General features: G+C 72.7%; 11 protein-coding genes. 6 read left to right on the forward strand and 5 right to left on the reverse strand.

Annotated elements, in window-relative coordinates:
• Nucleotides 1–13 precede the first annotated feature (13 nt).
• On the forward strand, nt 14–466 hold the full coding sequence (locus HJC40_RS02020) for a pyridoxamine 5'-phosphate oxidase family protein (RefSeq protein ID WP_249997865.1): 453 nt from the start codon (nt 14–16) through the stop codon (nt 464–466).
• Nucleotides 467–596: 130 nt separating this feature from the next.
• Here the strand turns inward: HJC40_RS02020 and HJC40_RS02025 are convergent, their stop codons facing one another.
• Nucleotides 597–2,051 (reverse strand): PLP-dependent aminotransferase family protein, encoded by a 1,455-nt coding sequence (locus tag HJC40_RS02025; RefSeq protein ID WP_249997866.1) that lies wholly within the window; start codon nt 2,049–2,051, stop codon nt 597–599.
• 59 nt (nt 2,052–2,110) lie between these two features.
• Here HJC40_RS02025 and HJC40_RS02030 point away from each other — a divergent pair, with 59 nt between their 5' ends.
• Together HJC40_RS02030 and HJC40_RS02035 are read left to right on the forward strand one after the other, a co-directional pair.
• Nucleotides 2,111–2,767: a YitT family protein gene (locus tag HJC40_RS02030; protein ID WP_249997867.1), complete on the forward strand. Its 657-nt coding sequence runs from the start codon at nt 2,111–2,113 to the stop codon at nt 2,765–2,767.
• A gap of 93 nt (nt 2,768–2,860) precedes the next feature.
• Nucleotides 2,861–3,292 carry a hypothetical protein gene (locus tag HJC40_RS02035; RefSeq protein ID WP_249997868.1) on the forward strand — a complete coding sequence of 144 codons (432 nt, stop codon included), beginning with the start codon at nt 2,861–2,863 and terminating at the stop codon, nt 3,290–3,292.
• Between the two features lie 682 nt (nt 3,293–3,974).
• On the opposite strand, the gene HJC40_RS02040 is transcribed toward HJC40_RS02035, so the two are convergent.
• The gene (locus HJC40_RS02040; RefSeq protein ID WP_249997869.1) at nt 3,975–5,195 is read right to left on the reverse strand and encodes an MFS transporter; all 1,221 of its coding nucleotides are present in this window, start codon (nt 5,193–5,195) and stop codon (nt 3,975–3,977) included.
• Between the two features lie 147 nt (nt 5,196–5,342).
• Nucleotides 5,343–6,497 carry a S8 family peptidase gene (locus HJC40_RS02045; RefSeq protein WP_249997870.1) on the reverse strand — a complete coding sequence of 385 codons (1,155 nt, stop codon included), beginning with the start codon at nt 6,495–6,497 and terminating at the stop codon, nt 5,343–5,345.
• Nucleotides 6,498–6,613: 116 nt separating this feature from the next.
• Between HJC40_RS02045 and HJC40_RS02050 the strand changes: the two genes are divergently transcribed.
• Nucleotides 6,614–8,023 carry a PLP-dependent aminotransferase family protein gene (locus HJC40_RS02050; protein WP_249997871.1) on the forward strand — a complete coding sequence of 470 codons (1,410 nt, stop codon included), beginning with the start codon at nt 6,614–6,616 and terminating at the stop codon, nt 8,021–8,023.
• Here the strand turns inward: HJC40_RS02050 and HJC40_RS02055 are convergent.
• Nucleotides 7,906–9,315 carry an APC family permease gene (locus tag HJC40_RS02055; RefSeq protein WP_249997872.1) on the reverse strand — a complete coding sequence of 470 codons (1,410 nt, stop codon included), beginning with the start codon at nt 9,313–9,315 and terminating at the stop codon, nt 7,906–7,908. The genes HJC40_RS02050 and HJC40_RS02055 overlap by 118 nt on opposite strands.
• A gap of 65 nt (nt 9,316–9,380) precedes the next feature.
• Nucleotides 9,381–9,992: a TIGR03085 family metal-binding protein gene (locus tag HJC40_RS02060; RefSeq protein WP_249997873.1), complete on the reverse strand. Its 612-nt coding sequence runs from the start codon at nt 9,990–9,992 to the stop codon at nt 9,381–9,383.
• 109 nt (nt 9,993–10,101) lie between these two features.
• On the opposite strand from HJC40_RS02060, the gene HJC40_RS02065 reads away from it, so the two are divergent.
• Both HJC40_RS02065 and HJC40_RS02070 read left to right on the forward strand, forming a co-directional pair.
• On the forward strand, nt 10,102–11,907 hold the full coding sequence (locus HJC40_RS02065; RefSeq protein ID WP_249997874.1) for an ABC transporter ATP-binding protein: 1,806 nt from the start codon (nt 10,102–10,104) through the stop codon (nt 11,905–11,907).
• The gene (locus tag HJC40_RS02070) at nt 11,904–13,661 is read left to right on the forward strand and encodes an ABC transporter ATP-binding protein (RefSeq protein ID WP_249997875.1); all 1,758 of its coding nucleotides are present in this window, start codon (nt 11,904–11,906) and stop codon (nt 13,659–13,661) included. Before HJC40_RS02065 ends, HJC40_RS02070 begins: the two co-directional genes overlap by 4 nt.
• Nucleotides 13,662–13,771 lie beyond the last annotated feature (110 nt).

Genomic DNA, 13,771 nt, shown 5'->3' on the forward strand with positions numbered 1-13,771 from the left:
GTAGGCTGCGGCGATGGCTGACGATCCCCGATCCCGGCAGGAACGCAAGGCGGACGTGCTGGCCCGGCTCACCGGCCCGGTGGTGGACGCCTGGGTGGCCACGGCCGGCGACGCCGGGCCCCATCTGGTGCCACTCACCCTGGCCTGGCTCGACGAGCGCATCCTGCTGGCCACCTCGAGGACGTCGGTGACGGCGCGCAATCTCGCCGCGGGCAGCCGGGCCCGGATCGGTCTGGGCCCGACCCGGGACGTCGTGCTGGTCGACGCGGCGCTCGAGGCCACTATCCCGGTCGCCGAGGCCGAGGTCGAGGGTGCGGCCTATGCCGCCCAGAGCGACTGGGACCCCCGGACGGCCGGGGAGTCCTACGTCTTCCTTGCCCTGCGCCCCGACCGCATCCAGGCTTGGCGCGAGGAGAACGAAATCCCGGACCGGCTCCTGATGCGCGACGGCGCCTGGCTCGTCTGAGGCTCGTCCCTCAGGGTCTCGTCCGTCAGGGTCTCGTCCGTCAGGGGCTCGTCCGTCAGGGGCTCGTCCGTCAGGGGCTCGTCCGTCAGGGTCTCGTCCGTCAGGGGCTCGTCCGTCAGGGTCTTGTCCCTCAGGCGATGACCGAGGGCGTGCGCCACGACGGGGTCGTCGCCCGGTCCAGGTCGTGCCGCACGGAGGCGATGCGGCGTACCGCCTCGGTCAGCTCCTCGGCCGGCAGGGCGAACGGCAACCGCAGGTAGCGCTCCAGCGTGCCGTCCAGCCCGAAGCGGGGTCCGGGAGCCAGGCGTACGCCGACGTCCTCGGCCGCCCGGGCCAGGGCGCTCGAGATCGGGCCGTCGAGCTCGGCCCAGATGGTGGCGCCGCCCCGCGGCAGCACGAAACGCCACTCCGGCAGCAGCTCGGTGACCGCCGCGGCCAGGGCGTCGCGCTGCCGGCGCAGTTCGGCCCGGCGGTCGCCGAGGATCGTGGCCGACTGGTCGAGCAGGCGGACGGCGACCAGCTGCTCCAGCACCGGGCTGGCCATGTCGACGCCCACCCGGATGGCCGCCAGACGCTGCACCAGCGGCGCCGACGCGCGCACCCAGCCGATCCGCAGGCCGCCCCAGTAGCCCTTGCTCATGCCGCCGATCGACACCACGCGGGAGTGCCGGTCGAACACCGCAACCGGTGGGGGCATCTCGTCGCCGTCCAGCCGCAGGTCGACCCACGACTCGTCGACGATCAGGTCGGTGCCCGTGCTGTGCGCCGTGGCGACCAGCCGTTCACGCAGGTCGGCCGTCATCAGGTGCCCGGTCGGGTTGTGGAACTCGGGGATCACGTACGAGAGCCGGGGACGGGTCTGGCGCAGCGCCCCGAGCAGCATCTCGCCGTCCCAGCCGGTGGCCGTGTCGAGCCCGTGGGTGCTGATGCGGGCGCGCCGGGCGGCCAGCGCGGCCAGCGCGTTCGGATAGGTGGGCGCCTCCACCAGCACCGGGGAGCCGGGCGGGGTGAGCAGCCGGAGCACGAGGTCGAGGGCCTGCTGGGTGCCGCCGGTGATGAGGATCTGCTCGGCCGAGGTGGCCACCCCGCGCTCCCGGTAGCCGGCCGCGACCTTCTCGCGCAGCTCGATCAGCCCGGTCGGGTGGTAGCCGGCGCTGCCCAGATAGCGCGGCAGGTCGTCGGCGGCGGCACGGGCGGCCGGCACCAGCTCGGCCGGGGCGGCCGAGGCGGCCACGCCGAGGTCGATCACGCTGCGGTCGTCGTCGGGGGTCCAGAGCCCCGAGGTGGCGACCCGGTGGCCGTTGGGCAGCGTGGTCCAGCTGCCGGCGCCGCGCCGGCTGGTGAGGTGGCCGGTCTCGCGCAGGGTGCGATAGGCGGCGCTGACCGTCGTACGGCTCACGGCGAGCGCCTCGGCCAGCTCGCGCTCGGCCGGCAGCCGTACCCCCAGGGGCAGACGCCCGTCGGAGAGCAGACCCCGGACGGCGGCGGCGAGAGCCGCGTAGTCGGGACTGCGGTGACGACCGGGCAGGGAATGCCACTGGCCGAGCAGCCGGGCCAATTGGCCACCGCGTATCGTCGTCGTCACAGCCACTCCCGGCAAATTGGCTCTTCAGCTCCGCCTGATTGGCCTTCAGAGTGGCATTCATGGACCCGAGTGACAACCGAGATCGTCGTCTCATCCGGCGCACCGTCCAGCTCTTCGCCGGGCTGGTGCTCTACGGCGCCAGCATGGCGCTGACGATCGAGTCGGCACTGGGCCTGAATCCGTGGGACGTGTTCCACCAGGGCCTGTCGAAGGTCACCGGGATCAGCTTCGGGTGGGTGGTGATCCTGCTCGGCATCCCGATCCTGCTGCTGTGGATCCCCCTGCGGCAGCGCCCCGGCTTCGGCACGGTGGCCAATCTGGTCGTGGTCGGCTTCGCGGTGGACGGCGCCCTGCACGTGCTGCCCGCGGTCGCGTCGCTTCCGGCCCGGATCGGGTTTCTGGTGGCCGGCATCCTGTTGAACGGTCTGGCCACGGGCCTGTACATCGGCAGCCGGTTCGGGCCGGGCCCGCGGGACGGGCTGATGACCGGCATCGTCGGGCGCTTCCCGCGGCTGTCGGTCCGGCTGGTCCGCACCTCGATCGAGGTGCTGGTCCTCGGTGTGGGGTTCCTGCTCGGCGGCACGGTCGGGATCGGCACGATCGCGTACGCTCTGGCCATCGGACCGCTGGTGCAGCTGTTCCTGCCGCTGTGCACGGTGCCCGGCGGCGAACCGCGTCCGGAGGTCCGAAAAGGACTGAGCGGTTTGCGACACTGATTCGGTTTAGCACTCAAGATCATCAGTCACAGGTTTGCGATCATCGCGACACATTTGCTTCCCGGGGCCCGGGTCGCACGGCATCATTGCCGCATGGGGGCTGGCGGCTGGCAGTGGAACGACGCTTGGATCTTCGTGGCCGCGGTCATCGCCGAGCGCCTCGAGCGCGACCGCGCCCAGCACGCCGCCCTGCCGATGGCCGGGGCCAGCCTGGCCGACCTGCTGGGCGCGGCCGACTTCCTGCACCACAGCGTCCCGAGCCGGGCCGAGCTCGAGGAGTCGATCCGTCGCCTGGCCGGCGCCGGGCTGATCGTCGTCGAGGACGACCTGGTCGAGGTCGCGCCGGCCGGTGAGCAGCTGTGGCGGGGCCGCCCGTTCAGCGGCCTGTCGTCGGCCGTGATGACCCTGCAGACGCAGCTCAACCGCGGCGCCGCCGAGCCCGGCCACAGCGACTGGACCCTGGACGACCAGACGTACGCCCTGGCGATGCGCGAATACCGGCACCGCCTGGCCGACGAGCGCTGATCGGCTGGGCGTTGCCCCGTCGTAGCGCGCCGGGCGGTGCGGGTTGATCGGTGTGGGTTGATCGGTGCTGGCTGCTTCGTCGCAGCGCGCCGGTCGACGAGCGTTGATCGGCCCGGGGTTGCCTCGTCGGAGGGCGCGGCTCGGTAGGCGTCGATGGCTGTGGGGTTGCCTCGTCGGGGCGCGCCGGTGGCGGGTGTTGATAAGTGCCCGGGGTTGCCTCGTCGGAGCGCGCGGGTTGGTCGGCGTCGATGGATGCGGGGTTGCCTCGCTGAGGCGCGGCGGTCGGCGGGCGTTGCGTTGTGCGGGGCTGGGTCAGGTCGTCGGTGTCTGGCGCGGGCGGAGTTTCGGCCCTCCTCGGAGCGCGCCGGTCGGCGGGCGTTGATCGGCCCGGGGTGGCCTCCTCGGAGCGCGCCGGTCGGTGGGCGTTGATGGGCGCGGGGTCGCCTCGTCGGAGCGCGGGTTGGCGGGGCCGTTGATGGTGTGGGCTGCCTGGTCGAGGCGCGGCGGGTCTGCGCCACGATGTCGGCGTGGTCGCTGGTCAGCCGAGCGTCCGCTCGGCGGGGTTCCACGCGGCCGGACCACCGTCGTTCAGGCGAGTGTCGGCCTGTGCGGGGCTGGGTCAGGTCGTCGGTGTCCGGCGCGAGCGTGATCTCGGCCGTCGTCGGAGCTCGGCGGGTGTTGGTCAGAGCGGGACCGCCTCGTCGAGGGGGCGCAGCTCGCGGATGGCCGGGGCCAGGCTCGCGGTCACGGCCGACACGGCGACGGCGGCCGCGAAGAGCAGGATGCCCACCGGTGGGCTCCAGACGGTGACGAAGACCCCGGCCAGCAGCGGCGCCGCGGTGCCGGCCGACATGGCGAACAGGAAGATGACGCTGAGCACCCGGCCCTGCAGGTGGTCGGGCGTGATGGCCGCCTGATAGCCGAACAGGGCGGCGTTGCACGCCGGCCCCACGAAGATCGCCAGAGCGATCGGCGTGGCCGCCGCGACGCTGCCGGAGAGGAACGCGCTGAGCACCAGGAACAGGGTGGCCGCCCAGCAGAGGCCGCGGATCAGGACGGCGAACGAGAGCCGCCGTTGCAGGGCCGGTGCGGCCAGGGCGCCGAGAAGCCCGCCGGCCCCGACGATGGTCTCGGTCAGTCCGATCACGCCCGGGGTCACGTCGTGGCTCTGCAGGGTGACGACGATGGTGAACGTCGCGCCGTACAGGGCCAGGTTGAGCGGGGCGGCGATGAGCAGGACCGTCCGCAGGAACGGGTTGCCGGTGACGAAGCGCAGGCCCTCCAGCAGGGCTGCGCGGTGCCCGTGCCGGTGCCGGTGCCGGTGCTCGGTCTGCAGCGGCTTGCGGATCAGGGCGATGCCGATGAGCGAGGCCAGATAGGACAGCGCGTTCCCGAGGAACGGCAGCGCGGCGGTGATGCCGAACAGGACCCCGCCCAGCGGTGGCCCGGCCAGCGAGGTGCCGTAGCTGCGGGCCTCGTTCCGGGCGACCGCGGCGGGAAGTTGCCCGGCCGGCACGATGCTGCGCAGGGCCGCGTGCTCGGTGGTGTGGAACAGGGACCCGCAGACCGCGTCGACGACGGCCACGACGATGATCCCGGTCAGGCTCGCGTGCCCGCCGGCCACGACCACGGCCAGCGCGACGAACGCGAGCAGCCGGATCGCGTCGCAGGCGAGCATCGCCCGGCGCCGGTTGAGCTGGTCGGCCAGCACGCCGGACGGCAGGCGGCAGATCAGCTTGGTGACCTGTGCCGCCGTCCCGACGGCCCCGGCCTGCACGGCCGAGTCGGTCACGTCGAGGACCAGCAGCGGAATGGCCAGCGTGGCGATGGCCCCGCCCAGATCGGACAGGCTCTGGCTCGTCCACAGGAGAGTGAACTCGCGGTTGCGCCACAACGAGCTCACGGCCCCACTCCGGACCAGAACACGTTACGCGGTCTCATCGTCACGCACAGCAGGATAAGGTCCGCGCTGTCGACGGACATCTATTCGGTACACCGGAGCGCCCGGCCCCGCACGAGCGGAGCCGGGCGACCCTGAGCCGGCAGTTGCCTACTGGGCGACGAAGAGCAGGCGGTTGGGCGAACCCGTGCCGGGGTTGGTGACGACGCCGGTGGTGGCGCTGTTGACCAGGCTGTCGCGGACCTGGGCCGGGCTGTAGCCGGTGTTGCGCGAGAGCACCAGGGCGGCCGCCCCGGCCACGTGCGGGCTGGCCATCGAGGTGCCGCTGATGCTGCTGGTCGCGGTGTTGGAGTTGTACCAGGCCGACGTGATCGACGAACCGGGGGCGAAGATGTCGACGCAGGTGCCGTAGTTGGAGTAGCTCGCCCGGGCGTCCGTGCTGGTGGTCGCGCCGACCGTGATGGCGGCGGCCACGCGCGAGGGCGAGGAGTTGCAGGCGTTCGCGCTGGAGTTGCCGGCGGCCAGAGCGAAGGTGATGCCCCGGGTGATCGCGGTGTTGACCGCGTTGTCCAACGTGGAGCTGACGCCGCCGCCGAGGCTCATGTTGGCCACCGCGGGCCGGGCCGTCTGGTTGCTGACCCAGTTGACGCCGGCGATGACGCCGGCCGTGGTGCCGCTGCCCGAGCAGTTGAGCACGCGCACGCCGACCAGCCGGACCGCCTTGGCGACGCCGTAGGCCGCGCCGCCGACCGTGCCGGCCACGTGGGTGCCGTGTCCGTTGCAGTCCACCGCGCCGGTGCCGACGGCGTCGTACCCGGCCGTGGCCCGCCCGCCGAACTCGTTGTGCGTGTACCGGATGCCGGTGTCGACGATGTACGCGGTGACGTTCGACGCCGTCACGGGATAGGTGTACGTCGTGCTCAGCGGCCGGTTGCGCTGGTCGATGCGGTCCAGGCCCCACGTGGCATTGTTCTGGGTGGCGGACAGCGAGATCGTCTGGTTCTGCTCGACGTACGCGACGGTGGAACTGGCGGCGAGCCGCTTGGCCTGGGCCTCGGTCATGCTGGTCTCGTAGCCGTTGATCACGTCGAGGCGCTGCCGGATCTGACCGCCGAAGGTGGCCCCGAGCGACTTGGCGCCCGGCTTCAGAACGACGATGTAGCTGCCGGGGACCGCGGTGGCGGTGCCGGCCAGCCGGATCTCCCCGGCGGGGGCGGCCGCGGCCGCGGTGCCACCCGCGACGGCCGCGGAGATCGCGGTGACCGCGGCGAGCAGGCCGGCGGCCAGGGTACGTCGAGTCGCCATACTGATCCTTCCCGGAGCTTGAATAGACGTTCGTCACTTCAATTACCGGTGAGCCTAAGCGTGACGAGCCTCGATCGCTGCCATACCGATTGGGCCATAGTGCGGAGAATGGGCGGGTGGACCTGATCATTCGGCTGGACGGGACGGACGGGAAGACCGCCGCGGTGTACCGGGCGCTGCGGACGGCGATCGTGGACGGGCGGCTGCCGTCGGGGGAGCGGCTGCCCGCGACCCGGGCGCTGGCCGCCGACCTCGGCGTCGCGCGGGGCAGCGTCGCCGCCGCCTACGAGCGGCTCACCGCCGAGGGCTACCTGTCGTCGCGGGTCGGGGCGGGGACGTTCGTGGCGGCCGTGCCCGCCGTCCGGTCCCGGCGCCGGACGACCGCCGATCCGCTGCGACCGCGTACGGACTGGAGCTGGAAGCCGCTGCCGGCCAGCGGTGCGGTGCGGGCGCCGCGCTACGACTTCCGCACCGGCATACCCGACGCCGGTCTTTTCCCGTTCGACGCCTGGCGGCGCCTGGTCGCGGCCGAGCTCCGGCTGCGGGCCAACAACCCCGGGACGTACGGGGAACCGGCCGGGCACCCGGCCCTGCGCGAGGCGATCGCGCGCTATCTCGGCGTCTCCCGCGGCGTGCGGACGACCGCGGCCGACGTGGTCGTGACCAACGGCGCACAGCACGCCTTCGACCTGATCGCCCGCGTGCTGGTCAGGCCGGGGGACGTGGTCGCCGTCGAGGAGCCGGGCTATCCGCCGGCCCGTCGCATCCTGGCCGCGCTGGGCGCCCGGGTGACCCTCGTGCCGGTCGACGAGCAGGGCCTCGTGGTGGCCGACCTGCCCGCGCACTGCCGGCTGGTCTACACCACGCCGTCCCACCAGTTCCCGCTCGGCCGGGCGATGAGCCTGGCCCGCCGGCGCGAGCTGCTCGACTGGGCCCGCACCCGGCCGGCGGCGATCGTCGAGGACGACTACGACAGCGAGTTCCGCTTCTCGGCGCGCCCGCTGGAGCCGCTGCACAGCCTGGACACGGCCGGCCGGGTGCTCTATGTGGGCACGTTCTCCAAGAGCATGATCCCGGCCGTGCGCACCGGCTTCGTGCTGGCGACGCCGGGGCTGCGCGATGCCCTGGTCGCGGCGCGCCAGCTGGGTGACGGCTACGGGCAGCCGGCCGTGCAGGCGGCCCTCGCGCGCTTCCTCGACGAGGGATTGCTGGCCCGGCATGTCCGCCGGGCCGGCAAGGCGTACGGGGAACGGCACGCCCGCATCGCGGCGGCCCTCGGCGCCCAGCCCGGGCTGCGCATCGTCGCCTCGGCCGCCGGTCTGCACCTCACGGCGCTGACCGACGCGGACTCCACCGCGGTGGTGACCGCGGCGGCCCGGGCCGGTCTGGCGCTCGACGACCTGCGGGACTACTCGGACTCGCCGACGAGGCAGGCCGGCTTCGTGTTCGGGTTCGGCGCCACCGATCCGGCGCTGATCGACGAGGGTCTGGCGCTCTTCGCCGACCTCCTGGACCGCCATGTCTGAGCCGACCTCCTGGACCGCCACGTCTGAGCCGGCCTTCTGGACCGCCACGTCTGAGCCGGCCTCCTGGACCGCCACGTCTGATAGGCCAGCGACGCCGCGACGATCACCAGGCTGAGCAGCGCGGGCGGTCCGTTGAGCCAGAGCAGCCCGAGCACCGACACGAGCCCGGTCGCGGCCACGATCCGCAGGCGGCCGCGCGGCAGCAGGCGAAGCGCGGCCGCCGTCCCGATCACGTAGACGAGCGTGAAGCACCCGGTGACCAGCAGCAGCGCGGTGTGCAGGTCGATCGGCAGCACGGCGTAGACCAGGCTGCTCAGGAAGACCACGAGCAGCGACCGGCGGGGCGTCCCGGCCAGCCGCACGGGCAGCGCGCCGTCGCGGGCCAGCGCCGCCCCGAGCTGCGAGGCCCCGGCCAGGTACGCGTTGACCGCCCCGATGGTCAGCAGCACGGCCACCACCGCGGTGATCACCCGGACCGGACCACCGAAGCCGGACGCGAGCAGGTCGGCCAGCGGAGCCGAGCTGCTGCCGAGCGCCGGCCCGAGCACGAGCACGCTGGTCACCGCGACGGCCAGGTACAGACCGCCGACCACCACGACGGCGATGGCGGTGGCCCGTGGCACGTCCCGGCGCGGGTGGCGGTAGGAGCCGGCCAGCGACGACACCGCCTCCCACCCGGCGAACCCCCACACCAGCACGGCCGCCGCCGAGCCGACCCCCGACCAGCCGAACGGCGCGAACGGGGTGAGGTTGTCCCAGCGGGCGTGCGGCAGCGCGGCCACCACGGTCACCACCAGCAGCACGGCCAGCACCCCGGTCAGCACGAGCTGGACGCGCCCCGTGACGCGCAGCCCGAACCAGTTCATCGCGAAGACCGCGCCGACGATGGCCAGGAACGTCAGCAGCACGGTGGTCCGGCCGCCGCCGATCACGTCGGCCACGTAGCCGCCGGCGAACGCTGCGGCGGCCGGCGCGCCGAGCGGCACGGCGAAGAAGAAGCACCAGCCGACGGCGGCGCCCAGGCGCGGGCCGAACGCCAGCCGGACGTAGGTAGAGACCCCGCCACCGTCCGGGTGCCGGGCCCCGAGGGCCGCGAAGGTCCAGGCCAGCGGGGCGGACAGGACGATCAGGGCGAGCCAGGCGACCAGGGAGGCCGGGCCGGCGACCTCGGCCGCGAGGGCGGGCATCGAGATCACGCCGGTGCCGAGCACGGCGCCCACGCAGAGCGCGACGCCCTGCGGGAGCGACAGTCCGGTGGTCGCGCCCGCCGCTCGCGGATTGTTCGAAGGCATGGCTTCACGCTAGGCGGGCATTGGCTCGCCGTTTGGTCCAATCGGGTGCCGAATGATCGGGCCAATCAGATGCTCAGGCGAACCTCGTCCAGGCCGGTGCCGTCGACCGTGACGCGGGCGTGCTCGCGGCGGCCGGTGAGGAACAGGGCGAGCTCGCCGGGCGGGCCCGACAAGGTGGTGGCCGGCGAGTCGCCGACGGCGAACGACCCGTACCGGGGGGCCTCGACGGTGACCGCCGCGCCGGTCCGGCGCAGCGACAGCTTGCCGGTGAGCTTGAGGTTGCGCCACAGCGCGGCCTCCAGGCCGGGTTCCAGCTCGCGCGGCTCCCAGCCGGGCCGGCCGCGCCGCGCGTCCTCGTGGTGGACGAAGAACTCGAGCGTGTTGAGCGCCCTGTCCAGCGGTGGACTGCTCATCGGGTTCCACCAGGGCTGCGTCCGCATCTCGTGCACGATCTCGGCGTAAGGTCGAGCGGCGGTCCGCCGCCGGACGCGTTCGCCGTAACCCCGCAGGGGCGGGAGCATCGCCCCGACTGCCGCGTCGGGCCGGCGTTCCCGGACGACCAGGTGCGCCGCGAGATCGCGAGTGGTCCATCCCTCGCACAGAGTCGGCTCGTCCGGGCCGAGGCGAAGGAGCAGGTCCGCGAGGAGGCGTCGTTCACGCTGGGCATAGGCGGTCACAACGTGATCGTAGACACAGGTCATGAAGGTGAACCACGACGACGTGTTCGCCAAGATGGGTATGTAAGGCCGGAACCGTCGGCAAACACTTACCAGTCAGGTAGGAAATTTGAGCACCAGGTCCAGCCGCGACGTGCTGGTACGGGGACTGCGGGTGCTGGGCCAGGCGATTCGCACCGAGCCGCGCCTGTTCACCATCGGGGTGGCCGGCAGCAGCGTCTTCGGCCTGCTCGTCATCGCCAACTCGTACGTCGTCGGCGCCGTCATCGGCCGCGTCGTGGTCCCCGCGTTCGGCGCCGGCTCCACCACCACCGGCACCCTCGTCCTGATCGCCGCCGTCTTCCTCGGTCTCAGCGTGCTCCGCGTGGCGACCATCTTCGGCCGCCGCCTCGGCGCGGGTTACATGCAGTTCCGCCTGCAGGCCCGCTACCGGCGCGCGGTGACCCGGCGCTATCTGTCGCTGCCGCCGGCCTGGCACCAGAAGCACGCCACCGGGACGCTGCTCTCCAACGCCAACTCCGACGTCGAGGCGTCCTTCGTGCCGATCGCGCCGCTCCCGTTCGCGGTCGGCACCATCGTCATGATCCTGGCCGCCGTGGTGGCGCTGTTCCTCACCGACTGGGTGCTCGCGATGGTCGGCGTCGTGCTCTTTCCGGCGCTGTTCGCCCTGAACACCTTCTACGCCCGCCGCATGTCGCCGCGGCAGATCAAGGCGCAGCGGATGCGGGCCAAGGTCAGCGCGGTCGCGCACGAGAGCTTCGACGGCGCGCTCGTGGTCAAGACCATGGGCCGCGAGGAGGACGAGTCCCGCCGCTTCAAGGTCTTCGTCGACGAGCTGCGCGACGCGCTGATCTCGGTCGGCCGGCTGCGCGGGCTGTTCGACCCGATCATGGACGCGCTGCCCAGCGTCGGCACGCTGGCCGTGCTGCTGCTCGGCGCCTGGCGGCTGCAGAACGGCGCGATCACCGTGACCGAGCTGGTCACCGTCGCGTTCCTGTTCACCGTGCTGGCCTTCCCGGTGCGGGCGATCGGCTGGGTGCTCGGCGAGCTGCCGCGCAGCGTCGCCGGCTGGGAGAGGGTTCAGGCCGTGCTGGCGGCCGAGGGCGACCTCGCCTACGGCACGGCCACCGTGGCCGGCAGCGGACCGGCCACGCTGCGGTTCGACAAGGTCGACTTCGCGTACGGGGACGGGCCGCTCGTCCTGAACGACGTGTCCTTCACCGTGCCGCCGGGCCGGACCGTGGCGCTGGTCGGCGCGACCGGCTCGGGCAAGTCGACCATCGCGTCGCTCGCCGTGCGCCTGGTCGACCCGGACGCCGGCGAGATCACCCTGGACGGCACGCCGCTGCCCGTGCTCAGTGAGGCCGGCCTGACCACCGCCTCCGCGCTCGTACCGCAGCTGCCCTTCGTCTTCGACGACACCGTGCGGGGCAACATCACGCTCGAACGCGAGACCGTGGACGACGCCGCGGTCTGGGAGGCGCTGCGGCTGGCCGAGGCCGACGGTTTCGTGGCCAAGCTGCCCGGCGCCCTCGACACCGCGGTGGGCGAGCGCGGCACGTCGCTCTCCGGCGGGCAACGGCAGCGGCTCACGCTGGCCCGCGCGCTGGCCGGACGCCCGCGGATGCTGGTGCTCGACGACGCGACCAGCGCCGTCGACCCGCGCGTCGAGGCGGCCATCCTGGCCTCGCTGCGGGGCGGGGACGCGGGCGCGTCGATCCTGGTGGTCGCCTACCGGCGGGCCACGATCGCGCTGGCCGACGAGGTGGTCTACCTCGAGCAGGGCAAGGTCGTCGCCACCGGCACGCACACCGAGCTGCTGGCCGCCCACCCCGGCTACGTCGATCTGGTCACCGCGTACGAGAAGGCCGAAGCCGACAAGGCCGAGGCCGAGAGGGTCGAGGCAGAGGCATGACCGCCGGCACCTACGCGACCATCAAACGAGGGCTCGCACTCTCCCCCGAGCTGCGTCCGGGGCTGGGCGGCACGATCGCCCTCGCGGTGGTGCAGATGTCCGGGCGGGTGGCCGTGCCGATCGCCGTCCAGCAGGGCATCGACCATGGCATCCGCGGCGCCGGCGGTCCCGACCTGGCCTTCGTCGTCAAGGTCGTGGCGTTCACGTTCGTGGCGCTGATGATCTCGACGCTGGCCGGTTACCTGATGACCCGGCGCCTGTTCACGGTCAGCGAGACCGCGCTCGGGGCGCTGCGCTCCCGGACGTTCCGGCACATCCACGACCTGTCGATGCTGCACCAGCAGTCCGAGCGGCGCGGCACGATGGTGTCCCGGGTGACCAGCGACGTCGACCAGATCTCGCTGTTCCTGCAGACCGGCGGTGTGCAACTGCTGCTGGCCAGCGGGCAGCTGCTGGTCTCGACGATCGTGATGTTCATCTACTCCTGGCAGCTGACGATCGTGGTGCTGCTCGCGTTCGGCCCGGCCGTGGCGATCATCCGGCTCTTTCAGAAGCGGCTGGCCGCCGTCTACGGCGCCGTCCGCGAGCGGACCGGCGTCATGCTGGGCGCCATCGCCGAGAGCGTCGTCGGGGCCACCGTCATCCGGGCGTACGGGGTGGCCGGGCGCACCGAGAAGCGGCTGGACACCTCGATCGGGCGGCTCGAGGTCGCCCAGAAGAAGGCCCTGCGCACCAGCGTGACCAGCTTCTCCAGCGGCGAGGTGGGCGCGGGCCTGGCCCTGGCCGGGGTGGTCGTGGCCGGCGTGCTGATCGGCGTGGACGGTGGCTTGACCGTGGGCCGGCTGACCGCGTTCCTGTTCCTGGTGACGCTGTTCATCCAGCCCGTGCAGATCGCCACCGACATGCTCAACGAGGCGCAGAACGCGGTGGCCGGCTGGCGCCGGGTGCTCGACGTGCTCGATCTCGAACCCGACGTGAAGGACCCGGACGAGGCCGGCGTCGACCTGCCTGCCGGGCCGCTGTCGGTGCGCTTCGCCGACGTGTCGTTCCGCTACCCCGGCGGCCCGATCGTGCTGGCCGACGTCGACCTCTCGCTGCGGGCCCGCACCAAGGTCGCCGTGGTCGGTGAGACCGGCTCGGGCAAGACGACGTTCGCCAAGCTGCTCACCCGGCTGATGGACCCCGTGGAGGGTGAGGTTCTGCTCTCCGGGACGCCCCTGCGGGACGTACGGTTCTCGGCTCTGCGGTCGCGGGTCGTGATGGTGCCGCAGGACGGTTTCCTGTTCGACGCCACCATCGGCGAGAACATCCGCTTCGCCGACGCGTCGCTGACCGACGACCAGCTGACGGCCGCGTTCACCGAGCTCGGCCTGGCCGACTGGCTGGCCGGCCTGCCCAACGGGCTGCAGACCCCGGTGGGCGAGCGGGGTGAGGCGCTCAGCGTGGGGGAGCGGCAGCTGGTGGCGCTGGTCCGGGCCTACGTGGCCGACCCCGACCTGCTGGTGCTCGACGAGGCCACCAGCGCCGTAGACCCCGCCACCGAGGTGCGCCTCCAGCACGCCCTGGACCTCGTAACCCGAGGCCGCACCACCGTAGCGATCGCCCACCGCCTCTCCACAGCCCAGGCCGCCGACGAGGTGATCGTCGTAGACGCAGGCCGCGTAGTACAAAGAGGCCCCCACGCAGACCTACTAACCCAAAAAGACTCAATCTACGCAAACCTATACGCCTCCTGGCTAGAACAAACCAGGTAGCGCACCCCCGCGCTCCCGCTCCCGCTCCCGCGCTCCCGCGCTCCCGCGCTCCCGCGCTCCCGCGCTCCCGCGCTCCCGCGCCCCGCGCCTTAGCCGCGAGCACACCGTCC

The organism is Actinoplanes sp. M2I2, assembly GCF_023544445.1.
Lineage (GTDB): Bacteria > Actinomycetota > Actinomycetes > Mycobacteriales > Micromonosporaceae > Actinoplanes.

Bases quoted from the DNA above. Each gene is read 5' to 3' on its own strand.
- HJC40_RS02020 (WP_249997865.1), top strand. From the start codon at position 14: ATGGCTGACGATCCCCGATCCCGGCAGGAACGCAAGGCGGACGTGCTG.
- HJC40_RS02030 (WP_249997867.1), top strand. From the start codon at position 2,111: ATGGACCCGAGTGACAACCGAGATCGTCGTCTCATCCGGCGCACCGTC.
- HJC40_RS02035 (WP_249997868.1), top strand. From the start codon at position 2,861: ATGGGGGCTGGCGGCTGGCAGTGGAACGACGCTTGGATCTTCGTGGCC.
- HJC40_RS02045 (WP_249997870.1), bottom strand. From the start codon at position 6,497: ATGGCGACTCGACGTACCCTGGCCGCCGGCCTGCTCGCCGCGGTCACC.
- HJC40_RS02055 (WP_249997872.1), bottom strand. From the start codon at position 9,315: ATGCCTTCGAACAATCCGCGAGCGGCGGGCGCGACCACCGGACTGTCG.
- HJC40_RS02070 (WP_249997875.1), top strand. From the start codon at position 11,904: ATGACCGCCGGCACCTACGCGACCATCAAACGAGGGCTCGCACTCTCC.